The sequence below is a fragment of the Chryseobacterium lactis genome, assembly GCF_003815875.1.
In the GTDB taxonomy this organism is placed as follows: domain Bacteria; phylum Bacteroidota; class Bacteroidia; order Flavobacteriales; family Weeksellaceae; genus Chryseobacterium; species Chryseobacterium lactis.
Genome location: NZ_CP033924.1, coordinates 5,455,212 through 5,479,248, shown reverse-complemented (window position 1 = coordinate 5,479,248; position 24,037 = coordinate 5,455,212). Strand labels below are relative to the sequence as shown.

At 35.2% G+C, this 24,037-nt stretch carries 21 protein-coding genes and 1 riboswitch; of the genes, 4 read left to right on the top strand and 17 right to left on the bottom strand.

Annotation, left to right across the window (positions count from 1 at the left end):
• The first annotated feature begins 1 nt into the window (after position 1).
• Entirely contained in the window at positions 2–781 is a 780-nt protein-coding gene (locus tag EG342_RS24430; RefSeq protein WP_103293264.1) for an L-fucose dehydrogenase, read from the top strand.
• A 462-nt stretch (positions 782–1,243) separates the two neighbouring features.
• Here EG342_RS24430 and EG342_RS24425 read toward each other — a convergent pair whose 3' ends face one another.
• The 9 genes from EG342_RS24425 to EG342_RS24385 form a co-directional block, all read right to left on the bottom strand.
• Positions 1,244–1,717, bottom strand: coding sequence for a hypothetical protein (locus EG342_RS24425; protein ID WP_103293263.1), 474 nt, complete (start codon positions 1,715–1,717; stop codon positions 1,244–1,246).
• Positions 1,692–5,189: a DUF6443 domain-containing protein gene (locus EG342_RS24420; protein WP_103293262.1), complete on the bottom strand. Its 3,498-nt coding sequence runs from the start codon at positions 5,187–5,189 to the stop codon at positions 1,692–1,694. Before EG342_RS24420 ends, EG342_RS24425 begins: the two co-directional genes overlap by 26 nt.
• Before the next feature lie 6 nt (positions 5,190–5,195).
• Positions 5,196–8,672: a hypothetical protein gene (locus EG342_RS24415; RefSeq protein WP_103293261.1), complete on the bottom strand. Its 3,477-nt coding sequence runs from the start codon at positions 8,670–8,672 to the stop codon at positions 5,196–5,198.
• A 438-nt stretch (positions 8,673–9,110) separates the two neighbouring features.
• Positions 9,111–9,683, bottom strand: a complete 573-nt coding sequence (locus EG342_RS24410; protein WP_103293260.1) for a Crp/Fnr family transcriptional regulator — start codon at positions 9,681–9,683, stop codon at positions 9,111–9,113.
• A gap of 10 nt (positions 9,684–9,693) precedes the next feature.
• On the bottom strand, positions 9,694–10,764 hold the full coding sequence (locus EG342_RS24405; protein WP_103293259.1) for a tetratricopeptide repeat protein: 1,071 nt from the start codon (positions 10,762–10,764) through the stop codon (positions 9,694–9,696).
• A 93-nt stretch (positions 10,765–10,857) separates the two neighbouring features.
• Entirely contained in the window at positions 10,858–11,109 is a 252-nt protein-coding gene (locus tag EG342_RS24400; RefSeq protein WP_103293258.1) for a hypothetical protein, read from the bottom strand.
• Positions 11,110–11,209: 100 nt separating this feature from the next.
• Entirely contained in the window at positions 11,210–11,746 is a 537-nt protein-coding gene (locus EG342_RS24395; RefSeq protein WP_103293257.1) for a GNAT family N-acetyltransferase, read from the bottom strand.
• 9 nt (positions 11,747–11,755) lie between these two features.
• Positions 11,756–12,148, bottom strand: a complete 393-nt coding sequence (locus EG342_RS24390) for a VOC family protein (protein WP_103293256.1) — start codon at positions 12,146–12,148, stop codon at positions 11,756–11,758.
• 22 nt (positions 12,149–12,170) lie between these two features.
• Positions 12,171–12,950 (bottom strand): hypothetical protein, encoded by a 780-nt coding sequence (locus EG342_RS24385; RefSeq protein ID WP_103293255.1) that lies wholly within the window; start codon positions 12,948–12,950, stop codon positions 12,171–12,173.
• Positions 12,951–13,054: 104 nt separating this feature from the next.
• On the opposite strand from EG342_RS24385, the gene pafA reads away from it, so the two are divergent.
• The 3 genes from pafA (at position 13,055) to EG342_RS24370 (ending at position 17,958) form a co-directional block, all read left to right on the top strand.
• On the top strand, positions 13,055–14,701 hold the full coding sequence (pafA, locus tag EG342_RS24380) for an alkaline phosphatase PafA (RefSeq protein ID WP_103293254.1): 1,647 nt from the start codon (positions 13,055–13,057) through the stop codon (positions 14,699–14,701).
• Between the two features lie 130 nt (positions 14,702–14,831).
• Positions 14,832–15,008, top strand: a riboswitch (cobalamin riboswitch).
• A gap of 33 nt (positions 15,009–15,041) precedes the next feature.
• On the top strand, positions 15,042–16,880 hold the full coding sequence (locus EG342_RS24375; RefSeq protein WP_103293253.1) for a TonB-dependent receptor plug domain-containing protein: 1,839 nt from the start codon (positions 15,042–15,044) through the stop codon (positions 16,878–16,880).
• Between the two features lie 16 nt (positions 16,881–16,896).
• Entirely contained in the window at positions 16,897–17,958 is a 1,062-nt protein-coding gene (locus EG342_RS24370) for a YncE family protein (RefSeq protein WP_103293252.1), read from the top strand.
• Between the two features lie 175 nt (positions 17,959–18,133).
• On the opposite strand, the gene EG342_RS24365 is transcribed toward EG342_RS24370, so the two are convergent.
• The 8 genes from EG342_RS24365 to EG342_RS24330 form a co-directional block, all read right to left on the bottom strand.
• A complete protein-coding gene (locus tag EG342_RS24365) occupies positions 18,134–19,552 on the bottom strand; it encodes a CCA tRNA nucleotidyltransferase (protein ID WP_103293251.1) in 1,419 nt (472 codons plus the stop codon).
• A gap of 37 nt (positions 19,553–19,589) precedes the next feature.
• Positions 19,590–19,934 (bottom strand): nuclear transport factor 2 family protein, encoded by a 345-nt coding sequence (locus EG342_RS24360; RefSeq protein WP_103293250.1) that lies wholly within the window; start codon positions 19,932–19,934, stop codon positions 19,590–19,592.
• Between the two features lie 106 nt (positions 19,935–20,040).
• A complete protein-coding gene (locus tag EG342_RS24355; RefSeq protein WP_103293249.1) occupies positions 20,041–20,589 on the bottom strand; it encodes an L-threonylcarbamoyladenylate synthase in 549 nt (182 codons plus the stop codon).
• 110 nt (positions 20,590–20,699) lie between these two features.
• On the bottom strand, positions 20,700–21,293 hold the full coding sequence (locus EG342_RS24350; protein ID WP_103293248.1) for a hypothetical protein: 594 nt from the start codon (positions 21,291–21,293) through the stop codon (positions 20,700–20,702).
• Between the two features lie 34 nt (positions 21,294–21,327).
• Positions 21,328–21,744, bottom strand: a complete 417-nt coding sequence (locus EG342_RS24345) for a hypothetical protein (RefSeq protein ID WP_123868177.1) — start codon at positions 21,742–21,744, stop codon at positions 21,328–21,330.
• Positions 21,741–22,253: a DinB family protein gene (locus EG342_RS24340; RefSeq protein WP_103293246.1), complete on the bottom strand. Its 513-nt coding sequence runs from the start codon at positions 22,251–22,253 to the stop codon at positions 21,741–21,743. The genes EG342_RS24345 and EG342_RS24340 overlap by 4 nt, the downstream gene beginning before the upstream one ends.
• Before the next feature lie 115 nt (positions 22,254–22,368).
• A complete protein-coding gene (locus EG342_RS24335; protein ID WP_103293245.1) occupies positions 22,369–22,815 on the bottom strand; it encodes a GNAT family N-acetyltransferase in 447 nt (148 codons plus the stop codon).
• 63 nt (positions 22,816–22,878) lie between these two features.
• Entirely contained in the window at positions 22,879–24,018 is a 1,140-nt protein-coding gene (locus EG342_RS24330) for a cystathionine gamma-synthase (protein ID WP_027374511.1), read from the bottom strand.
• Positions 24,019–24,037: the final 19 nt, after the last annotated feature.

Genomic DNA, 24,037 nt, shown 5'->3' with positions numbered 1-24,037 from the left:
TATGGATTTACAACTCGAAAATAAGATTATTATCGTAAGCGGTGGAGCTAAAGGAATAGGAGAAGGTATTGTAAAAGTGCTCGCGAGGGAAAAAGCTATTCCTGTAATTATTGGCAGAAACAGGGAAGATAATCAGCAATTAATCGATTTTCTGACATCAGAAAATCTGACGGCTCACGAGATAACGGCAGAACTTACGAATCCTGAAGAATGCAGGAAAGCCATTGATGAGGTGATGACAAAATTTAACAGAATAGACGGGCTTGTCAACAATGCAGGAGAAAATGATGGCATCGGGTTGGAGGATGGAAACTATGAAGCTTTTATGGAATCGCTGCATAAAAATCTTGTTCATTATTATCTTCTGGCTCATTACGTTCTTCCGGCTTTGAAGAAAAGCAAGGGAAGTATTGTTAATATCGGAAGCAAAACCGCCGAAACAGGACAGGGAGGAACATCAGCCTATGCGGCAGCCAATGGAGGAAGGAATGCATTAACCAGAGAATGGGCTGTAGAATTGTTGCCTTATCATATTCGAGTGAATGCCGTCATCGTTGCAGAAGCTTATACCCCATTATACGAAAAATGGATCAGCACTTTTGAAGACCCGCAAGGCCAACTGAAAAAGATAACCGATAAAATACCCTTTGAAAAAAGAATGACTAAAACGGAAGAAATTGCCCATATGGTGGCTTTTTTACTTTCGGAAAAATCCAGCCATACCACAGGCCAGCTTATCCATGTGGATGGTGGCTATGTACATCTGGACAGAGCTTTATAAAAAAAACACATTTATTATATTAGCATTTACTTTTTTCAAAGGAAAGGCTGTCAACTTTGTGGTGACAGCCTTTGTTTTTTATGTGGTTAAAAAACTATTAATCAAACATTCTAAAAACTGCAATCTCATCTAAAAGTTCTTTTTTGTGAGAATAATCAATTGCAGTGCTATATTTATAATTTCTACATCGTCAATATTGATATAAAATAAGGTAGTTTACTGAAAGATTTATAATAAAAATGCCACAAAGAATTTGTGCTGCTGCGAGGTTTTATTTATGACCACAAATATAAAAAATTCAACCCTTTTATTCTATCCCTAAACATAATCCTGAAAATTATTATTGTTCTGTTTTCTAATACAAAACGGAACAATAGAAAACACAAAACCCTCGCAAAATGCGAGGATTTATTTTATCTACCACACGATAATCGTATGTTAGCGGGAGGATTAAAAAATATCCTATTCGCTTTTATCGCAGTCGCTCTCCATAAAAATCTGAGTTCTATTAAAATCTGGAATGAATTTTTTATCTACGAAATAGAGTGCTCTTTCATCAATTGTTGATTGCCTGCCTTTCTTTAAATTAGATATATCTTGATTTGTTTTCTCAAAAAAAGAATCGAAAAAATTGATAATCTGCTTATCTTTTTCTTCACCCAAGTCAAAGATTATTAAAGAGCCTTTATAGTTATAAGTCTTAATCCTGTTAGAGAGATTATCATTATAATTCATTTTTGCAAAGCCGAACAGATATTGATTGTTACATTTTTTAATTAAGCTTATTTCAAAAAAAGCAAACTCCTTTTCACCAATTATTTTTTCTATGTAATTATAAAAATCCTTCTTTTGGTGAGTCTGAGCAGAGCAACCAAAATTCAATAAAAGAATGCATAATAAGAGAACTATTTTAATTTTTTTTAAATTTTCCTTCATAAGCTTTAATTATTTGAGAACTATTATATATAATGGTTGTATTGTGTGCCGGAGCGTAAATAAAATTCACTGCATTAGGCATAGTTTCTGCAGACACTCTATCTCCACGATTAGTTTTACTCATTATCTTAGAGGTAAAGCCATTTTCTTTTAGTGGAAATTTTGACATTCGAAACCCACTAGGATTTAAGGGGCCTGAAATTTGTTCGGGATTCCATGTCCCAGGATGCAAATGTCCTTGTAATTTAACATTATTTCCATCATAAACGGGACTTGTAGACGTTTCCTGATTAGATGTATATACAACAGTATTATCTTTACCATTTACTTCAGCTGTTTGTATTCCAAATTCCACATTTACTTCTCCCGATTTCATCCAATCTCCTACTTGATTAAGATAATCCAGACCTTTTGCTTCATCTCCTTTAAAGTCCAAATATGTCTCTCCAGTTGTTGAATATTGATGAGTATTCCCTTTGATAAAGCCTTTTTCACCAACTTCAAATCCACCATCATTTTCAGTCTTTAGATTTCCACTACTATCAAAATTCTTTTCAGTATAAATCACATCCGTTTTAGATTCAGCCATCCATGTAAGATTGCCACTTTTATCCATTTTGTATATATCCGTTGCTTGTCTGCCATCCGGATCAATAAATCTTATAGGATTATTAAAAGCATAAGTATAAGGACTCCATCTTCTTGAAGTTTCCGCCAACGGATCCACCACGCCCCATCTACCCAAATCAGGCATATACATCCTCGCTCCATAATCATACATCCCAGTCTCCTGCAACTCCTTCCCATTGTACTTGTAATTATAATACCCACTTAAAAGTCCTTTAAACCCTCCGATATGGTTTAATCCAAACGGGTAATAGCTGTTGGTATCGGTTACTTCCAGAACGCCTGCGCTGTTTTTGGCAAAACTTACCCTGGCATTTCCAAGGTGATCTTTGTACTGATAAATATAACGGTTTTCTGTGAAACTATAAAAGCCTTCTGCAGTAGGTACAAAATCCAGGATCCATTTTGGGTCTCCGGGGATGACCGGAATAATGATTTTTCTGTAAGCCTGTTCTTCATAGGCATTTTCCGTTTTGCAGGTAAAACACCCTGTTCCGTTATCTATATATGAATACTGAAACCCGTCAAGATAATCTGTCATGCGCTGTATAGGAAGTCCCATATAAGCTGATTGAACAAATGTCTTACGGAGCTTTATGCCATCAGCCCGATACATATGAGCGATGTTGGTCGTGCTTACTTTTCCCGCAGGATTCACCTGGGTAATTCCTATGGCGTTGGGTAAATTCAGGTAATTATAAACAATGGACTGAATTCCTTTATCCTTCATATTGATCATATTACCATTTGGATCATAATCAATGATATTATTTCCTCCTTCATAGCCCGTGTTATTCATTGCATTTTCTATAACCTGGTTCAGGCGATTTCCGGTGTACTGATACTGCAGATCGTCTACCTGGGTAGCCGTTGTACCTGTTACCGGGACAGCATTTCTTTTCAGGGTCAGGATATTTCCGTTCAGATCGTAGGTGAGATTTTCATTGAAATTATTGTTATAAGGATTTGTTGTACCTGGTTCGGTATAAATGGCATCTTTTAATCTGTTTAGCGCATCATAAGAATAGGAATATCTTTTCAGAACATCTTCTGAAGCGTTTCTCCAATCGATCTCTGCGATATTTCCGTTGTATTTTCCGGTGGCTATATTCGTATAAGGAGGATTATTATACCTGAGCTCGTATCCAAACAGCTTTCCATTCAGATTAGCAGGATCATTGATTTTGGTCATCCATCCACGGATATTGTAGGCATAGTCAATGCTCTGAAGGTTATTGGCTACTTTTTTATTCGAAACCTGCGAAAGCTCATTATAGGTATTCTGGGTTAAAATCTCAACAGGGTTACTGTCTACCTGATGCTTATGTACAAGTAACCTGTTTTGATGATCATATTCAAAATTCTCAGTAATTATTTTTTCCGTATCTGTAGTAAGTCTTTTATGTCTGGTGACAGCCATTTGCTGAGTTCCGGAGAAATTCAGCTTAGATTCTGTTTTGGTATACCCACCCAAATGATTGATGGAATAGCTTCCTATTGCTCTTCCTTTTAAATCATAGTAGGTATAATTTTTAGTCCAGTTGTCATCTTCAATATTTTTCACCAGGCTGACAAGAGGAAGGCTGTTTGTACTTCTTCCGTCAGAAGAAGGTGTTGGTGTTAAAGTAGGCTCGCCTTGTATTGTTGCAGGAAATGAAGGATTGAAGCTGTATCCGGGATAAGAATCATAATAATTTAAAGATAATAAACTCACCCATTTGGTAGAATTGGGATACGTGTTATCCGGATTTCCGTAATAGACATCCATTCCTTGTCTGTTAAACAAAACTGTGTTGAGCCTGGTGACATTATTTGAACCATATCCGTTCACAATAGCCTGTTCCTGACTTCTGTCACTTCCAGTTGCAATTCCTGTAATGGCCACTCTTCCCAGTTCATCATATTTTGTATAGATCCATTGACCTTTTGCATTGAGATTAGCATCCTGTGTAGCTACTAATCTGTCTTGCTTGTCATAGACCATGTATTCCCAACCTTTTCCGGGAAGCTTCTTTTCTACCAAACGATTTCTTCCATCGTAGTGGTACTGATAGCACAACTCATCATGTTTTACAGTATTGGCCACAATATCACCTCTAATACTGGCTAACGGAGGCAATACAAATGCCAGTTGGTCATATTCGTTATATACATAGTGGGTATCTGCATATTCTCCATTTACAATTTTTCTAACGACCACCGTTTGTCCTCTACTATTTTTAAACTCAACAGTTTTGTTGCCGTCCTCATCGGTAATTGTATTTTTAAATAACTGCCCGTCTCTGTACAACCAATCTTCAGCCAATACAGATTGGGTAGCTCCGTTTACCCAGCTCGTAGTGGTAATAAACTTTCTTACTCCATCAGCTATGGTAACTGCCTCATAATCAAATTTAACAGGCTTGGAACCCCAGTCATTACCCACCTGGATCTGTTGCTGGATTCTATCGAGTGGTGAATTCTCTAATATCTTTTCAGAAAATATTTTCTCTCCACCATAGATAGAAGAGGCATTTCCTAATGGTGAAGTATATATCGCTCCATTCTGGGTTCCGGATTGCGGGATAGGAAGATAGTCTTTTACCTGTCTTCCAAATGCATCATATTCAATATGAGTGACCACATCTTTTCCTTGTGGAGAAGCTTTTATTCCCACAACTTGTTTCGGCCTTCCCAATCCGTCAAAATACTGAACAGTTTCTGATGATTTGGTAGGCTGGCTTCCATTATAATCGAGATATGTTTTGGTCTGAACGTAATTTTCTGTAGCAGGAATCGGGCTGAGCTGTGCCTTCAGAGCACCTGTTGCCAATAGCATTCCTACAGGGATTATAAGTTTTTTCATCGGTTGTTAGTTTTTATAGTTGTACTTCATTTCCTTCAAAATCTTTCCATCTGCATTGATTACTTTTTCAAGTCTTCCTGCGGAATCATAGAGATAACTTTCCTTGATTCCCGAAGGAGGAATGATACTTCTGACTCCGATCAGCGGATCATAGCTGTAGGTAGTGATTTTGTAACCTGATAAATTGTTTTTAAATGTTTTAAAAGCGTTCAGTAAATCAGTTTCATCGTTATTAGTCCCAGCTATTGCATCCGTATCAGAAGCACTGACAATAGCATTGATAAAGGAAGAATTAATAGCTGCTAATGTTGCGTTCTCAATTTTGGCAATCGGCTGAGTATTGTTGTATCCCCAGATGATTGTTGTTGAAATACCATCTTTGGTAGTGTATTGTTGAAGGTTTCCCTTAGCATCGTATTTATCGTAGGTTACTTCTGTTGTTGAAGTACCAGTATTTTGAAGATCAAAGGATAATGTGGAAGTAGGTAATAAGGTAGCAGGATCATCGTACCTGGTTTCTGTTTTTGAGATTGTTTTAGAATCCTTTTTTAGCTCTGTCTCTAATGGAATACCTATCATATTAGCATTGATCAGTTTTTGATTTCCTTTTTCCCCGGCATATTGATATGTGGTTTGATGGCTTGTTCCATCAGGGTAAATAACATTCTGTTGTATAGGGTAGTTTAAATTATTGTACACTATGTTTTTCACCGTTTTCACACTGTTTTGACCTTGTAAGAATTCTGTATCTTCTTGTTTGATTAAGTTGGCTTTTCCTATGATTTCATTATCAAAATGATGTCTGACCATATTAGGCGTTTCTCCACCATAAAAGGCACATTGAGGAGGCGTAACATTCAAATCATCATAAAAATACTCTTTCACGCCTACATAATTCTGGGTATTGGAGTGCGCAGGTTCCACATGTTGGGAACAACCTCTGATATGGAGTAAGAAATCACCATACTTTTTAAACATCGGATAATATGCTGAAGTAGAGAGTTGACTGGAGAAATAAGTAATACCTATATTTTCAATATGATCAGTATATGAATATTCCTGGGTTGAACTTTTTAAAATCCGCCCTTGATCATCTAAGATGGCCGCTTTTTTTAGCAATCCTCTTTTATAATCCGGAGTTTCATAAAAAAGAATGGGAGGGGCACTGGCAGGGATATAATTATTTGGAATATCAATCGGGGAAGAATAGGTGTAATTTTGTTGTCCTTTACCGATTTCTTTTACCACTACATTTTTGTATCCAATCTCTCCTTTTAATTTTTGGGAGGGCACAATGTTCGATGTTGTTATGACATCATAAACAGGATAGTCATAGCCAAAAACTCCTAAAAGGGCTCCCACAGGGCTTCTGTGGACACATTTGAGTCCTTTTTTTGTAGAGTATTCCTTATAAGTATAAATTGGCTTCGGAACGGATAAAGAACCACTGCTCAGCTCTGTATTATCAAGATTTTGATAACTGTATTCTGTTTCTTTTGCGGTGTTGCTGTTACTTTCTTTATAGGTTACCTTTTTGATTCTTATTCCACCACCAAAGACATATTTCTGTACTATTGACTTTTTGGTCTTATAAAAAATGTTTACAGAAGAAGTAAAAGGCTGAGTAGCCCCTATATTCATTGAACTGTACTTCAGATAATAATTTCCTGGTTGGAGAGAAAGGGTCTTCTTACTTTCTGTGTCAGAATTTTGAGCAATAAGTGTTTCCCCTGCGATTCCTGTTGGGCTTGTATACAAAAGATATCGCCAGTCTGAAGGTGGGTTTGGGCCAAATGAATTTTCAACAACGAAAGATACATCAGCTGCTTCTTGTAGAGTAAAAGCATATTTTTGGGGCTTGTTTTTATCTGTTTGATTAAAATCTGAAACAATATATTGTTCATCCCAATTATTAATATTATCATCCCAGTTCGTAAGAGTTTCGGTAGTGTTGTACAGAGAGCTGTATGAATAGGTATTGTTTTCGTAGGTGAAATCTATACTGCCTGATGTAGGCAGTGTCATCTTTGAGAGAACATCAACGTTTGTAATTCCCGGGGTAACTTCCCTGTATTCGCCCGAAAAAGAATATATAGGTCTGGCATTCAAATAACCCCAGTAGTCTTTCCCTATATTTTGTGAAATAATATTGCCTGTAATATCACTGTAAGACAGTTGATAATTATATAAGAAAGCATTATTTTGATCAAGAACATCTACTTTGGAAAGGAACATTCGTTTGTATATACTCTCTCTGTACAGCTGGTTTAAAACATAACTTTTTGACTGATGAGAATTGGGATCGTTAACGGTGATTTTTTTAAGGAATCTTGATTCAGAAGGGTTATGAAGGTTTGTATCACTTCTTCCTGTTTGAAACTCAAATTTTATAATAGCTTTTCCAATAATATTAATTTCTTTCAGTTTGCGGGTATAGCTTATAATCTGATTAGTACTTGTTCTATTCACAGGGTTCAAATAAGGAAATATCTGATCTTCACATTGCCGCATACGGATATCATCCAAAGTAGTTTCATAACCGGAACTAAATGCATAGTTGGTAGAGTTGTTTATAATGACTATTTCTTTACTTGGCTCTTCGAAAGATGCAGCCATTAATAATCTGTTGTTGGTGTCCTCAATACGACTTAAATGAAAAGCACTGTTATAACTGATCGTTCTGGTAATGGATGAACTTCCTATACCGTCTAAACCAGATGAAAAAGTGACATCATTAGAATCGGATCGCTCTATAATATCAAAAATATAAACGTAGCCATTTTCATCTGTGATAGTAAATTTGACAGGCTCAAAGTTAGTATTATTGATATATTGAATTCTCAGGTTATTTTCATCGAGTTTTTTGACAATAAATTCACCATTATCATTTCTTTTGATAATAAATCGTCCTGTATTTCCGAAAAAGTTATATTGATACAAATCGTACTGACTGTCATAAGTGCTTTTAAAGTAAGTCTCCCATGCGAATTCATTGTATTTGTCATATCGAACCAGATCATCATAGCCAAATTGTTGATTTTTAAGAATGTCATATACTTCACCATATTTGTTAGGATAAGATTGTTCATCTTTTCTGTAGATACCTCTGCGGGTATAATTCCCGTCAAATTTATATTCATCAGGAAGTCCTTTTACAGTTCGGGTAATTGTTCCTCCGGCTATTAAGTTCCATCCTAAACCGACATCACTGGCTTTTTCTTCAACCGCAATAGAAGCTGGATGGTATTTCAGACTTACATCCAGATTTAATCCTCTATCTATACTCATGCTGGTAATCGGAATACCAATATCAGGAACTCCTGTATAGTTGTCTACAGGAATTTCCTCAAACTTCATTAACGAAGCAGTAGTTGGGGAGCTTGGAAGATCTTTAGGCGTATAGCTATTACTTTCAGGATTAGATATGTTCTGAGCTTTTCCAATATTTAAAATGAAGATGGATAATAAAAATATTTTTTTCATCGTGTTTATTTTTTAATCAATTTAGTATTTGCCGTTTGGCTTAAGGAATCTTGTGTAGAAGACTTAATGTCTTTTTACCAAATCATTTCCTGAGAATATAGTATTGAAGTAGCACATAAGAATAATGCACCCGCATAGAGTTTTTTCATGGCTGTGTTGTTTGTTTATTAATTTTTATTTCTGAGATCGCTAAGATATTACTTTTTGTACCTCCCTTTGTTGAGAATTTTATACGTGGTTTAAACTTGTATTGCAAAATTAATATGAGAGAGCGACAGAAGGTGTCGTAATATATATTAAAAAGGAAAGTTAAAATGGAAATAGAAAAAGACACCTTAGGGTGTCTTAGTGTTGTTCTTTAAAATTAAAATTAACCTTCATCTTCATCATCCCAAAATTCATTCATTATAGATTGGTGATGAATTGATTAAATAAAATTTATTGAGAGACTCTTCGTTTTCTGATTCTGCTCAACGTTTCCCTTGCAACTCCAAGGAATGATGCGGGTTGGGACAGTGATACGCGTTGAAGCATTTCAGGGTATTTATTTTCGAGATATTCTAATCTTTCCTGTGCTGAATAGAGTTTAAACAGATTCGCAAATTCTTCCTGTTTTGTTGCAAATCTACGAATACAGCTCCGGCCTAATGCTTCTATTTCCGGAGATTGCTTTGCGAGTTCAAATAATTTTTCTTTATCAAAAACGATGGTTTCTAAGGTTTCACAAGCTGCAATATTGAACTCAGATTTTTGCCCGCTTCCAAAACTGGTGATATTAGTTGCAATCTCATTTTCAAAGAAAAAGCCGGTGTTTTTTGTTACACCATCTATCTCGTAATAGCTTTTACAAAATCCCTTTTCAATAAAGAATAATGAATGACATATTTCCCATTCTTTCAACATAAGTTCGTTTTTTAGATACGATCTTTTAGAAAGTGCGGGTTGAAGAAGAGTCCAGCTTTCGTTAGAAAATGGAATAAGAGATTGGAGGTTTGTAAGTAGATTTTGCATTGACCGGAAATTATTTCTTTATTTGATCAGATATATAGATATTGTTGCGATCGATCTTAAGTACATTTTTATCTGCTGTATACCATTCTACAAAGGTATTGTACTCTTTTCCATTTTTAACTTTCCAATCCTTGAACGCTTCCTGATCTCCTATCTGAAAAATGTAGTGATTGTAAGCATCGAATACTTTGTTATTTTCCATAGTTTTATGATAATCCATTAAAACATTAGGATAGTCTTTATAATCTTTGACATAATATTCTTTAAGAAATTGTCGTCTTACAGAAGACAGAATGTCAAGATTGATCTCTTTTGTGTTAAGGGCAGAAAGTGCAAAGTTTTTAGCAAAAATAATACACCATGACAGTTTGTTATTCTTATCGTATTCTTGGGCATCAATAATGGCAGGGCAAAAGTCTACTTGTACCTGATTATTATCAAATTTCACAGCCTTTTTATATCCATTATATAATAACTGACTGATTTCTTGTGATCTTGGTGTTGTTCTTTCAAGGTTGATGAATATTTCCCCATACATAAGACCGGATAGAAGATCATTTGAATCTAAGTATAGCCTGGATACCCGATAGTAATTCGAAGGGTAAGAGGGATCAGCTTTTATTCCGGCCTCGTAGCTTTCTATTGCATTACTGATTTTCTTTTCCAGTTCCAATACCACTCCTTTTTCCAGATATAGTTTTCCTGAAGCAGGGAATCTCTTTAAGCCTTCATCATAAACTTTCAGGGCTTGATTCGGATTATTTGAAAGGTCATATGCACTTCCCAGAAGGGCATAATAATAGTCATCAATATTAGAATAGCCTTCAACCTTTTCTAACTGAGATATAGCGTTTTTATAATCCTTCTTTTTTATATATGCAAAAGCAATTTCGTAAGGATAGGTATAATCCTGTGGATCTTTTTTTTCGCAGTCTTTCAATATGGCAATACCTTCATCATATTTTTCATCATCAATTAACTGGATGGCACGATGGATTTCCTGGCACTTAAAAGTTTTTGTTTGCGCATTTGCTAGAGAAAAAGCAGTTATAGCGATTATAAAATAGATTGTTCGTAACATGAAGTTTCTAATTATTAGTCATACTACAAAGATGCATCTTTTCAAAACAAAAAAGCGGTAAAAAACCGCTCTAAATTTATCTGACAACATATTTTAATAAACACATCCGCATCCTGTTTCCCATTCCTGGCAGAAACGCATAGGCTCATGACAGATGATACCACCACCGCCGCCGCCAGGATTGCCTCCGCCACCTCCGGTAACTCTATAGCAAGTACCGTCGTTGCAGTAGGATGAACCTGCTGTAGGAGGGCAATTGCCATCAAGGTCACATAATGCATAAGGAGTATCCCCTCCGGCAATCAATACCAATTGGTTTCTTTTTAACTTTTTTAAATTTTTCATAGTAATTTGTTTTTAATTTATTGATTACTAATGTATAAAATTATTAAGACACTTCAAAGTGTTTTAATATTAAAAATGTTTGAAAGTCTATTTTTTGATTTTATTCAATATCCAAAGTCATAAACAAGGCGATTTCCTCAGAGTTTTCGTATAGTCTGGTGTTGAGCCCTGTAATATTAAATCCCATTCTTCGATAAAATTGTATGGCAGGGTAGTTGGTATTCTGGGTTTCAAGCTCAATAACTCTACAATTTAATCTTCTGGCTTCTTTGATCGCATTTTTAATCAACATAATGCCGATGCCTTGTCTTCTGTATTTTTCATCAATCAGAATATTTTCAATGTAGAAACTGTTGTTCCATGTTCTTTGTTCACAGATGATCCATCCGACAAGTTCATCCTTGTGATAAGCTCCAAAGGATTGTCCTTTTTCAATAAGAAGATTAAGTTCATCAATATCCTCAGAACCGGTTTCCCAGACTTTGGTATAAGACAATGACTTTTCCCTTATGGTAAATTCAAACGAACCTGCATATTCAATCGAAGAAACGGAATATATTCTGTCTGTTGTATAGCCGTTATGTCCCCAATTAAGGCTGGAATTAACGGCTAATTTTTGTAGTTTTTTTATTTCCATAGATTAATATTACTGAATCTCAGTACAGATTTCAATGAGATAATGATCAGGATCCTGAACGTAGGCTGTTTTCTGTCCCCATGGCTTCAAGGTAATGTCTTCATATAAAGTGGCTCCGTTTTGAATGGCTTTTTCCACCAGGGCTTCAACATCATCAGTTACAAATCCAAGTTCAATTCCGAAAGGTTTAGCGTGGGTTTTGGAGGTTAAAAATCCTTGTTTCAAATTTGAACCGGCGAGCTCAATGGAAGCAAATGAAAGACTTGTGTCTCCCGTAATAAGCTCTCCATAATCTTTTTCCGGAGTGATGAATTTTATTTCGGTATTAAAGGTGTTTTTATAAAAATTCATAGATTGTTCTACGTTTTCTACGTACAGGATAACATATTTGAATGTAATCATAGTGATACTGTGTTGATTATTATTAATTTAAAATAAAATTTTCATCCTCCATCAATTCAATATGAGGCCCGTTAAGAGGATAGTATTTTAACCCACCAAAATGGCCAAAATGAAACTGATATTTTTGGGTAAGAGATCTTATTTTATTCCCGAATGAATTGATATCAATGGTTTGAATACCGTCTTTATACTGCCTTCCATTAGTGAAAAATAACATCAGGTTGCATTGATCTTCAAAATCGTAATCGTTGTAATAAAAGATATTGAGGTTTTCATCCTTACAAATTAAGACAACGTCATGAAGGAAATCCTTTTTAGATACTAAGGGTAAATTACAGTCGATTCTGATGGAAAGAATTTCTGCGTTGTTTTTTTTAAAGTCTGACCCAACGATCTGGATGAAATTATATTCAATTCTTTTAAATTGCTCTCTTTCCGGATGATAGACTTTGGTATTTTGAATTTTAAAAGGATCGCCAGGTTCTATCAATACAGCATTTTCACGACTAAGTAAATTTTCAATTTCAAGAGCAAACTGGAAGTGATAATCAAAAAGCTGATGGTCTCCTATACTTATGATAAGCTGGTTTCCATCAATGTTCAGTTGTAAAAAGGTTCTTTTGAAATGTTCTTTTAAAGTTTCCAGTTTTTGGATAAAATGATCAATATGATCAACCCGGACCTTTGCGATCAATTCAGCATCATTATCAGCGTGGCCTCCGAAGCCTTCAAAGAATTTAAAAAAATTGAAATGATATAAATTTTCAGGAAATTTAAAATACCAGTAGACTCCTAAAACCATAGCAAAATAAGTTGATCGGTTGTAAAATATCAAAATTAAATAAAATTTCACACTCCAAAACTTTCAAAACGCTTAAATTTGTGATCAATAAAAATTTTACTTGGATGCTTAGGAACATTTCAATTGCGGCAGCTACTTTCTTGTCCGTAGTTACAATCAATGCACAGAAGAACAAAAATACCCAACTTGAAAGACCGAAATTAGTCGTAGGTCTGGTCGTAGATCAGATGCGTTGGGATTATTTGTACCGTTTTTACGGGAAGTATGGAAATGATGGTTTCAAAAGACTTTTGAACACAGGATATTCTTTAAACAATGTACATATTCCTTATGTTCCTACCATTACGGCTTTGGGACATACATGTATCTATACAGGATCTGTACCTGCAATCCACGGAATAGCCGGAAACGACTGGACGGATAAGGAAACAGGTAAGGGAGTTTATTGTACGGCAGACGAAAGTGTGCAGCCTGTAGGAACTACCAATGCTAAAATCGGAAGCCATTCTCCGAAAAACCTTTGGTCTACCACAGTAACTGACGAATTGAGATTAGCCACTAATTTCCAAGGGAAAGTAATCGGGGTTTCTTTGAAGGACCGTGCTTCTATTCTTCCTGCGGGACATACTCCAAACGGGGCTTTCTGGTTTGATGACAGTACAGGAAATTTTATTACCAGTACATGGTATATGAATGATCTTCCTCAATGGGTAAAATCATTCAACTCTCAGAATTTGCCTGAAAAATTGGTTTCAAACGGTTGGAATACCTTACTTCCGATCAATCAGTATACGGAAAGTTCACCTGATAATTCTGCCTGGGAAGGATTACTGGGAAGTGCAAAAACCCCTACATTCCCTTACAGCAATTTAGCTCAGGATTATCAGACAAAAAAAGATAATATTCGTTACACTCCTTTTGGAAATACATTGACCTTGAAATTGGCGGAAGCTTCTGTAGAAGGTGAAAAACTGGGTGGAGATAATATTACGGATTTCTTAGCCATCAACCTGGCTTCCACAGATTATGCAGGACATAAATTCGGACCTAATTCTATTGAGGTAGAAGATGTGTATATCAGACTGGATCAGGATTTAGCAGAGTTTTTCAAATATCTTGATTCCAAAGTAGGAAAAGGGGAGTATACTGTTTTCCTTTCTGCTGACCACGGAGGAGCACATTCTGTAGGATTCCTTAAAGAGCATAAAATCACCACCGGTTTCTTTGGTGAAGGTGCAGAAAAAAATCTTAACCAAAAGCTGAAAGATAAGTTTGGAGCAGATAAATTAATCAATGCTATTGATAACTATCAGATATATTTTGACAGAAAAGTATTGGCAGATAGTAAACTGGAATTGGATGATGTAAGAAATTTTGCGGTAAAAGAACTGGAAAAAGATCCTACTGTTTTATATGCTGTTTCTGTAGATAAAGTGCAGGAGTCAAGTATTCCGGAGCCTATTAAACAAAGAATCATCAACGGAATCAACAGACAAAGAAGCGGAGATATTCAATTGATTTCTCACGACTCTATGCTTCCTCCATATTCTAAAACGGGAACAACACACAGCGTGTGGAATTCTTATGATTCACACATTCCGTTAATCTTTATGGGATGGGGAGTGCAGCACGGAGAAAGCAATAAAGCTTATCATATGACGGATATTGCACCTACGGTTTCTTCTTTATTGAAAATCCAGTTCCCAAGTGGAAATGTTGGAAATCCAATTACAGAAGTTATAGGTAAATAATTTAAAAAAGATATATACTTTATAATGGCTGCTTTCAGTATTGAAGGCAGCTTTTTTATTGTTACCGATCAGTAAATATCCGGAGTATGGCAAGCTATATTCTCCTTTTTGTCTAATACATTTAAAAAGCTATCTTTGCAAAAATTTTGGTTTCCAGGATATTGGAATGAAAAGGGAATCGGGTGTAACCCCCGGACTGTCCCCGCAACTGTAAATCGCAACAAAAGTTTCTGTAAAAAGCCACTGTCTGAAACGGGAAGGCACAGAAAGCGAAAGTCAGGAGACCTGCCAGAATCATAATCAAAAAAACATATTGCTTTCGGAGGAAAAGTAAAAGAGTATGGATATAAAAAGATCTTTAGTACTGCTTTTTTCATCGTATGGTTGTTTTCTTTTTGGACAGGAGAAGGCCATTGATACTATTTATATTTTCGACAGTCAGATGAATAAAGTAAAGCTTTTTCATCCTGTAAAGACCATTACGACTGAAGATGCCGAAAAAAACTCCACCAATCTTTCTGACCTGCTGAGATTTCAGTCACAACTCTATATTAAAGAAAACGGACGAGGTGCTGTTTCTTCTCCATCGTTCAGGGGGACCACGGCCCAGCAGACTGCTTTTGTCTGGAACGGGATCAATATAAATTCTATGTTTTTAGGGCAGGGAGATATCAATAATATTTCCTTATTTGGCTATGATCAGATCGGAATAAAAGCTGGAGGAGGAAGTGTAATTTATGGAAGTGGAGCCATCGGGGGAAGTATTCATTTGAATAATGATCTGAATTTTAACAAAGGATTTCATGGTTCTTTATTTTCAGAAGCAGCTTCTTTTAGTACCTATAATAACTTTGTTAAAGGGTCTTACAGTAATGATAAATTCAGCTTTAAGGCTTCCGGAAATTATTCAGCAAGTGAGAATAATTATAAGGTAGAAAACGAAGGGAAAACGTATACAAACGATAACGGACAGTATTATAATACCAATTTCAATATAGCTACAGCTTATAAAATTGCCCCTCATCATCAGATTTCATGGATTTCTGAATTCTTTAATGGAAGACAGCATTATCCTGTTTTTTTTGGAGATCTTGAAACGAAAACGAAGTATCATACTCAGAATATCCGAAGTCTTGTTTCCTGGGATTGGAATGAATCCAAATTCAGCAACTCATTCAAAGCCGCTTACACGGAAGAGAATTTCCAATATTTCAGCAATATTGACAAACCTTATACCAGTGGAGGAACCGGGAAAAACTATATCGTGAAAAATGATTTCAATTATTTCGTACATCCGAAATGGAATATCAATATCATCGCGGAATATCAGCTGAATAAAGGAAACGGAGAAGGAACTTCAATGGTGGGAGACGTTCACAGAAATATAGGTTCTGTTTCCGGATTATTAAGATACTTCACCACAAAAGATTTGCGTTTTGAGGCAGGAATAAAGAAGGATTTTGTGGAGGATATAAGTTCACCCGTTTTATTTTCTTTTTCAGGAAAATGGAATGCTGTAGATTGGTATCATGTAGGGTTGGATGTTTCCAGAAATTTCAAATTTTCAACATTCAATGACCTGTACTGGGGACAAGGTGGAAATAAAGATCTGAAGCCTGAAACATCCTATCAGTTTGAATGGAGAAACCAATTTATGGCAGGAGATTTTAAACTTTCTGTAATTCCGTACTATATGAATATCCGGGACATGATCAGATGGCTTCCGACACTTGCCGGATATTATGCAGCATTTAATACTGCAAAAGTAGAATCTTACGGGTTGGAGTCACAGTTGGGATACGAAAAAAAGTTTGGAAAACATATTTTGAAATCGAATCTGGGATATTCTTATACCAAATCTACAGATCTTAGTATTAAAAAACAGCTGATGTACGTACCTTATCACAAATTTACAGGAAGTATTGATTATCAATATGATTTTGTGAAAGTATATGTACAGGGAATGTTTAACGGACGTACCTATACAGATTCCAATGAAACAAAAGGTGCTGCACTTGATCCATATTTTGTAATGAATGCTGGTGCCGGTTTCACATTTTATAAAAATTATACGCTGGGCTTTAAGGTGAATAATATTTTTAATACAACTTATTACACGATGCTTTCTTATCCTTTACCACAAAGAAATTACAGTGTAAATCTCAATATCAACTTTTAAAATAAATTAATTAGATATGAATATCAGAAAAATTTTACCTCTTGCGTTTGCTTCTATGTTACTTTTCAATGTGTCTTGTAGCTCAGATAGCAGCGAAATGATTACGATGCCAACCACTCTTGAAAACGGAGTTCTTATTTCTAATGAAGGTGGATTTACTACTCCTACTGCAGATGTTTCTTTTGTAAGTAATAATCTGTCTTATGGGTTTAATAAAGTGTATTCAACAGCAAATAACGAACAATTAGGAAAAGTACTTCAGACGATTGGGTTCAACGGAAGTAATGCCTATCTGGTTTCTAATATTCCTAATAAAATTGATATTGTAAACCGTTATACTTTCAAAAAACAAACTACAGTAACAACTAATCTTGATGGTGCCAGAGGTATTGCTTTTTCCGGGAATCAATATTATGTAACCAACAATAATTTTGATACAGGAAAAAGAAAGCTTAACGTGTATAACGTTGCTGACAACTCTTTTGTGAAAAGTATTGATTTTACTAATGCTGCAGAAAAAGTAGTGGAAGCAGCAGGGAAAATTGTTGTACAAACTGACGGAATAGGATATGATGCAAGCTGGAACCCAATCCCAACGGGATACACTGTAACTGTGGTAAACCCATCTTCAAATACCGTAAGTCAGGTGATTAATCTTCCGACAAACGGAATTATCAGAGATCTTATTTCCTATCAGGGAAATGCTTATGCATTGGCTTCTGATAATACCAATTCATATATTTATAAGCTGAATACAGCGGATGGAACATATACTACAACAACTCTTACAGCTATTCCAAAGGTTCAAAAGCTAAGAGCAGCTGATAACAAGTTCTATTTCATCACCGATACCAATAAAATCTACGGAATGACAATTGGAACAACAACTCTTCCAACAGTTCCTATCGTAACGGCAACAGGGAATGTATACGGATTTGACGTTATTGACGGTAAGATTTTTGCCTCTGATGCAAGCTTTACAGCAGACAGTAAAGTAAATATTTACAATGCTACCAGTGGTACTTTATTGTTAAACTTTACCGCAGGAATCGGTACTAACGGTTTCTATAAAAACTAAAAGTTACGCTTCGGCGTACACTCAATAATTTTTTATTTTTTTTCATCATTTGTGTTTTTTTCCGGCCGGTTTCGAAGAAACCGGCCGGCTTTATTTTCAATAAATTAGATTGAAAATAAAAGCTCCGGCGGGATGAAATCCCGCCGGAGCTTTTGACAATATAGCTGTGCTATACTTATATTTTTAATCCCAGTTTTTCTGCTTCTGCAATCACAAATTGGGTAGCTTCTTCTTTTTCATTAGGAATCTCGCCTTCAAGAATCGCTTCTTTTACCTTTTCCTTTAAGATACCAATTTCGCGTCCAGGTTTCAGATTAAACATTTCCATAATCTCTTCACCGGTAATGGGAGGCTGGAAATTTCTTACCTGATCTTTTTCTTCTACTTCCTTGATCTTGACCGCAACATATTCGAAATTTCGTTTAAATTTCTCCTGTTTTTTAGAATTTTTAGTGGTAATATCCGCTTTACAAAGAGTGAAAAGATCTTCAAGGTTTTCACCGGCATCGAATAAAAGCCTTCTTAATGCAGAGTCTGAAGCATCATCTGTAATCAAAGCGATGGGTCTGGATGAAAGTTTTACCATCTTTTGTACATATTTCATATCACTTCCTAATGGCAATTTGAGTCTCTGGAAGAGAGTTTTTACCATTTTAGATCCTAAAAATTCATGCCCATGGAAAGTCCAGCCTGTTCCTTCTACAAATTTTTTAGTTGGCGCTTTTCCTATATCGTGAAGTAATGCAGACCAGCGTAACCATAGATTGTCTGTATTTACAGAAATATTATCTACTACTTCCAACGTATGGTAAAAATTGTCCTTATGCGTTTGCCCTTCCACTTCCTCTACACCTTTAAGCTCAAGCAGCTCAGGAATAATGAGTTTTAAAAGACCGGTCTGTTCCATTAATCTTAATCCTACAGAAGGTTTTTCGGAAAGCATGATTTTATTAAATTCCACCATAATCCTTTCCATAGAAACAATCTTGATTCTTTCTGCCTCCTGTTGGATGGCCTGTAAAGAATGCTCTTCAACAGTGAAATTGAGAGTCGATGCAAAACGTAAGGCTCTCATCATTCTCAACGGATCATCAGAATAGGTTTGTGCAGGTTCTAATGGTGTTCTTAAGATTTCTTTTTCAAGATCTTCGATACCATTAAATGGATCAATGAGTTCTCCGAAATTATCTTTATTTAAAGAAATGGCCATCGCATTGATGGTAAAATCCCGTCTCTTTTGATCATCTTCAAGGGTTCCGCCTTCTACTTCGGGTTTTCGGCTGTTTTCGGTGTAGCTTTCCTTTCTGGCACCCACAAACTCCAGTTCAAGTTCCTTATACTTGATCATAGCCGTTCCATAGGTTTTGAATACAGAAACCTTTAATTTTGGATCAATATCGGCTGCTACATTTTGCGCCAGCTCAATACCACTTTGCTCTGTGACAAAGTCAATGTCTGTAGAAGCTTTCCTCTTCATCAGAAGATCTCTCACATAACCACCCACGATATATACGGATTGGTTATTCCTTTCTGCAGCTTCAGAAATTATTTTGAAAAGTTTTAAATTTTTATTTTGATTAAGATTAATTTTCATCGTTTATAATAGTGTCAATTTCTACCAATGTCACTCATTAATCATAATGAGCATACATCCTACTAATTTTTCCTTCTTCATTAAAAAACATAACCTCAACAGCATGTTTATCCATAATAGACTTATAAAATAATGCCACAGAATCAACTCCAGCCGTTGAATGAATCAAATCAAAGTGAAGATCCGGAAATTTATCCAGTGCTTTTCTCCAATATTCACGAACTGCATCTTTCCCTTTTAATGAACTTTCCTTTCCGCCCGTAGCCAGAGCTATCATTGGCGTTGTTATGTCGATATCTTCAGAATAATGAGAAAGAATATCTTCCAAATCATGAGAGTTCCAGGCATCTACCCATAGCTGAGCAAATTGTTGATGGTTCATAGCATGTATTTTATGAGTTGAAGTTTTGCAAAGATAGAATTAAAAAAAGAAATCCTGCCGGTACACACAGACAAGACTCTAAAAATAAAAAGATCTTCGGATGATATTATTCACGAAGAACTTTTATTCTGTTATCACTCCAGATTTTGATCACCGAAGAACCTGAATATTTTGAAACCTTTTCTCTGTCTTCTTCTACCGCATAATCAACAAGATTAATCATCTCTTCAGAAATATCAGAAAATTTCAATGGACTTTTTTCTCCACTAAAATTAGCGGATGTAGATACCAACGGTTTATTAAGCTTTGTAATCAGCTTTTTGCAAAAATCATTTTTTACCAATCGGATCCCGATACTACCGTCTTCAGCAAGCAATTCTTTAGGAAGACCTTTTGGATTCTCATAAACCATAGTAACCGGTTTTTCACTCAGATCAATGATTTCCCAGGCCATTTCCGGAACATCCACCAAATCCTGAAGTCTTTTTTCAGACTCTACCAGAATAATCATGGATTTATTTTTTTCACGTTTTTTAATGTCAAAAATTTTATTGACTGCTTCTATATTGGTGGCATCACAACCTATTCCCCAGATGGTATCAGTAGGGTAAAGAATAGTTCCGCCGGATTTTAATACTTCTATAATATGCTCCATAATGGTATCGAATTCAAATCAGTTGATAAAGGTAGAAAATCTATGTTTTTTAGACAAAAAATTAGGGATTAAATGAAATGGTATTTTGATTTAATCAAAATTTATAAAGATTATAATCCATGGAAAAATGAACTAAAATATGTCGAGCGTTTACGTGGTTGAGCTTCTTTCTGATGTAATATTTTTTTTAGATCAAATATGGTAAGATACTTAGAAAATAAAACAGGAAAATTAGCCCTTGAGCATTCTTTAATTACAGTATAAAGAATGGCATTGTTTTTAAAGAAAATGATTGTAGTTTGTTCATAGTTAACAGGGCTGTAGAAATCAGCCGTTTCATTTAAATAAAATAAATTGGTAGAAACTTTGGTTATCCTATAATTATATTTCTTACCATATTCAAGAATCCTGTTTTTAGCTTCATCTTTAGAAATACTAAATTTAATTTCTTTCAAATATTTTTCTGTGGATTTGCAATAAAAAACATATAAACTAAAAGTAAATATGACAGTGAAAAATAAATACTCCAATCCGTTATTTAGAGAAGGTTTTATTTCTCTTACACAAAGTACACTACTTCCAATCATGGCTAAAGAAGCAAAATAGATTGTCCAGGTATCAAACCTATCATACCAATTTTCTTCGAAAATTAATTTTTCAGATTCAATACTTTCTGTAATTTTTAACTTTTTTAATTGCCTCATAGCAAATCAAGATAATATTTTAGTTCTGTTAAATTTATATTTTATAATTAAAAAAAAACGAACAGATAGTTAAAAATAAAAATGACGTTAACCATAGGAAATACCCTGCTTCCAAACTATATATTTTCCCCTGTCTTCCATTTTCTGCAATTAGAATTTCTTTCCAAAATAGGAATGAAATTGAAATTACTGTGGCTATTAATCCTAGTATAAAGGCTTTTGAATAGGATTGCTTTTTGTAAATGAAAATAAGAGCGATCAAAAACCAAATATTAGCGGTCCAAATAAAAAATTCAAATATTCCTCCACCAAGAAAACTAACAGGACCTACAAGAAGTATTTCTAGGGAGCTATAAGCTTTAATTTCTTCTACCTCTATAACCTTAAATGCATTGAAACATAAAGAAATGGTAAAAACAATTAAGCTCACTGGAATAATCCATTTTCTCACATCCATCCCAATTTCGGTAAATATCTTTCTTCAATAATATTAAGGTGGTGAATGTTGTGTCCTACAATCAATTTTCCGATCGTTTCCACAGTAATTTCATTACCGTTGGCCACACCTGTAGTTTGTAAAGCAGATGAATTAAGGGTTTCTGATAAAATCTGAGATGATTTTCTTACCAGTTTATATTCTTCAACCAATGATTCTAATGTTCTTTCATTGGCAAAAGACTTTTCGGCATATTCATTTTCATCAAACCCTGGAAGGTTATTTTTATCACCTCGTGCAAAAGCCAGCATTCTGTATTGAAATACTCTTTCCGTGTCTGATAGGTGGAGTAGAAGTTCTTTCAATGTCCATTTTCCTTCGGCGTAAGAAAATTTGGATTGTTCTTCGGTAAGATTAGAATAAATTCCTAACGTTTTTTCTCCGGAAATTTTTAATTCTTTCAACCAATCTCCTGATGGAATCTGGTCTAAATATCTTTGAATATATTTTTGAAAATCAGTCATGGTATTTTCAGTTATAAGTTAAAGGTCTTTTTTGAAACATTTCAAAATTGAATATACACTTTCAATAGTATAAGATAAGGATTTAAATGATTACTCAATACTAATTATCCATTACTCATGAATTGCTCCATTCATAGAAATTTACCGAATCGTAAAGCTTAAATCCACAAGAAGGATACAGCTGATTTCCTACATCATTGCCTTTTCCTGTTTCAAGTAAAATTCCGCAAGCGTTGGTGGATATGCACAATTCTTTAGCTTTTTCGATAAGCTCTTTTGAATATCCTTTTCCACGATGATTTCCGTTGACATATAGATCATTCAGTAACCAGTAACGTTGCATTCTTGTGGATGAAAAAATAGGGTAGAGCTGGACGAAACCTGTCAATACTTCATTTTCTTCGGCAACAAAAATTTCAGAATCTTTATTCTCAAGCCTTTGTTGAAGAAAATCTTTTGCAGCAGGAACATCAGATTCTTTATGATAAAAAATCCGGTACTGATCAAATAATTCTGCCAGTTGAGGCAAATCGGAAATGGTAGCTTTTCTTGTATTTTTCATATATATTTGGTGGTATAATAAAATGAGAAGGATTATTATAAACCCTTCTCATTGTTATTTATATTAAGAAAATGCTTTCTCCAAATCTGCAATAAGATCTTCTGCGTCTTCAATACCAACGCTTAAACGAACCAAATCATCGGTGATCCCTAATTCTGCACGTTTTTCTGCCGGAATAGAAGCATGAGTCATCAATGCAGGATGGTTAGCTAAAGATTCTACCCCTCCCAAAGATTCTGCTAGCGTGAATACTCTTACTTTTTCTAAGAATTTAATAGCATCTTCTTTTTTTCCGGACTTGAAAGTGAATGATACCATTCCTCCTGATTCCTTCATCTGAGATTTTGCCAATTCATATTGAGGGTGAGATTCCAAACCGGGATAAATTACTTTATCAACAGCAGGGTGTGTCTCAAGATATTTTGCCACTGCAAGACCATTGTCAGAATGTCTCTGCATTCTTAATGCCAACGTTTTGATTCCTCTCAATACAAGATAAGAATCGTGTGGGCCTAAAATACCACCACTTGCAAATTGAATGAAGTGAAGTTTTTCTCCCAGTTCTGCATCCTTAGCGATAAGAGCTCCTGCAATAACATCAGAGTGTCCTCCTAAATATTTTGTTGCAGAATGCATCACGATGTCAGCTCCAAGATCAATTGGTCTTTGGATATAAGGAGTAGCAAAAGTATTATCAACAGCCACTAAGATATCTTTTCCTTTTGCAATGTCTACCACCGCTTTGATATCTACCAATTTCATCAATGGGTTAGTTGGAGTTTCCACCCAGATTAGTTTTGTTTTATCTGTAATAACATCGGCGATTTTAGAAACATCATCAAAATTCACGAATGTAAATTTCAACTGATATTTTTCAAAAAGTCTGGTAAACATTCTGTAAGTACCACCATAAAGGTCATCTACAGCAATTACCTCATCCCCCGGATTTAATAATTTCAAAACACAGTCGATTGCAGCAAGACCGGACCCGAAAGCAAGACCTCTCGCTCCGTTTTCAATACTTGCCAAAGAATCTTCCAATGCCTGTCTTGTAGGGTTGGCAGCTCTTGAATATTCATATCCGGAATGTACTCCGGGACTTTTCTGTGCAAATGTAGAGGTTAAAAATACAGGAACATTTACAGAACCTGTTGCAGACTCATGATGCTGCCCTCCGTGAATTACTTTTGTATTAAAATTCATATTTATATAATTTGATCAT

Excerpts from the sequence above, each read along its gene's own strand:
- EG342_RS24335 (WP_103293245.1), bottom strand. The coding sequence starts at position 22,815 with ATGAAAAATACAAGAAAAGCTACCATTTCCGATTTGCCTCAACTGGCA.
- EG342_RS24395 (WP_103293257.1), bottom strand. The coding sequence starts at position 11,746 with ATGGAAATAAAAAAACTACAAAAATTAGCCGTTAATTCCAGCCTTAAT.
- EG342_RS24360 (WP_103293250.1), bottom strand. The coding sequence starts at position 19,934 with ATGAACCATCAACAATTTGCTCAGCTATGGGTAGATGCCTGGAACTCT.
- EG342_RS24420 (WP_103293262.1), bottom strand. The coding sequence starts at position 5,189 with ATGAAAAAACTTATAATCCCTGTAGGAATGCTATTGGCAACAGGTGCT.
- pafA (WP_103293254.1), top strand. The coding sequence starts at position 13,055 with ATGCTTAGGAACATTTCAATTGCGGCAGCTACTTTCTTGTCCGTAGTT.
- EG342_RS24405 (WP_103293259.1), bottom strand. The coding sequence starts at position 10,764 with ATGTTACGAACAATCTATTTTATAATCGCTATAACTGCTTTTTCTCTA.
- EG342_RS24425 (WP_103293263.1), bottom strand. The coding sequence starts at position 1,717 with ATGAAGGAAAATTTAAAAAAAATTAAAATAGTTCTCTTATTATGCATT.
- EG342_RS24350 (WP_103293248.1), bottom strand. The coding sequence starts at position 21,293 with ATGAGGCAATTAAAAAAGTTAAAAATTACAGAAAGTATTGAATCTGAA.
- EG342_RS24410 (WP_103293260.1), bottom strand. The coding sequence starts at position 9,683 with ATGCAAAATCTACTTACAAACCTCCAATCTCTTATTCCATTTTCTAAC.
- EG342_RS24430 (WP_103293264.1), top strand. The coding sequence starts at position 2 with ATGGATTTACAACTCGAAAATAAGATTATTATCGTAAGCGGTGGAGCT.
- EG342_RS24415 (WP_103293261.1), bottom strand. The coding sequence starts at position 8,672 with ATGAAAAAAATATTTTTATTATCCATCTTCATTTTAAATATTGGAAAA.
- EG342_RS24355 (WP_103293249.1), bottom strand. The coding sequence starts at position 20,589 with ATGGAGCATATTATAGAAGTATTAAAATCCGGCGGAACTATTCTTTAC.
- EG342_RS24365 (WP_103293251.1), bottom strand. The coding sequence starts at position 19,552 with ATGAAAATTAATCTTAATCAAAATAAAAATTTAAAACTTTTCAAAATA.
- EG342_RS24375 (WP_103293253.1), top strand. The coding sequence starts at position 15,042 with ATGGATATAAAAAGATCTTTAGTACTGCTTTTTTCATCGTATGGTTGT.
- EG342_RS24330 (WP_027374511.1), bottom strand. The coding sequence starts at position 24,018 with ATGAATTTTAATACAAAAGTAATTCACGGAGGGCAGCATCATGAGTCT.
- EG342_RS24385 (WP_103293255.1), bottom strand. The coding sequence starts at position 12,950 with ATGGTTTTAGGAGTCTACTGGTATTTTAAATTTCCTGAAAATTTATAT.
- EG342_RS24340 (WP_103293246.1), bottom strand. The coding sequence starts at position 22,253 with ATGACTGATTTTCAAAAATATATTCAAAGATATTTAGACCAGATTCCA.
- EG342_RS24370 (WP_103293252.1), top strand. The coding sequence starts at position 16,897 with ATGAATATCAGAAAAATTTTACCTCTTGCGTTTGCTTCTATGTTACTT.
- EG342_RS24400 (WP_103293258.1), bottom strand. The coding sequence starts at position 11,109 with ATGAAAAATTTAAAAAAGTTAAAAAGAAACCAATTGGTATTGATTGCC.
- EG342_RS24390 (WP_103293256.1), bottom strand. The coding sequence starts at position 12,148 with ATGATTACATTCAAATATGTTATCCTGTACGTAGAAAACGTAGAACAA.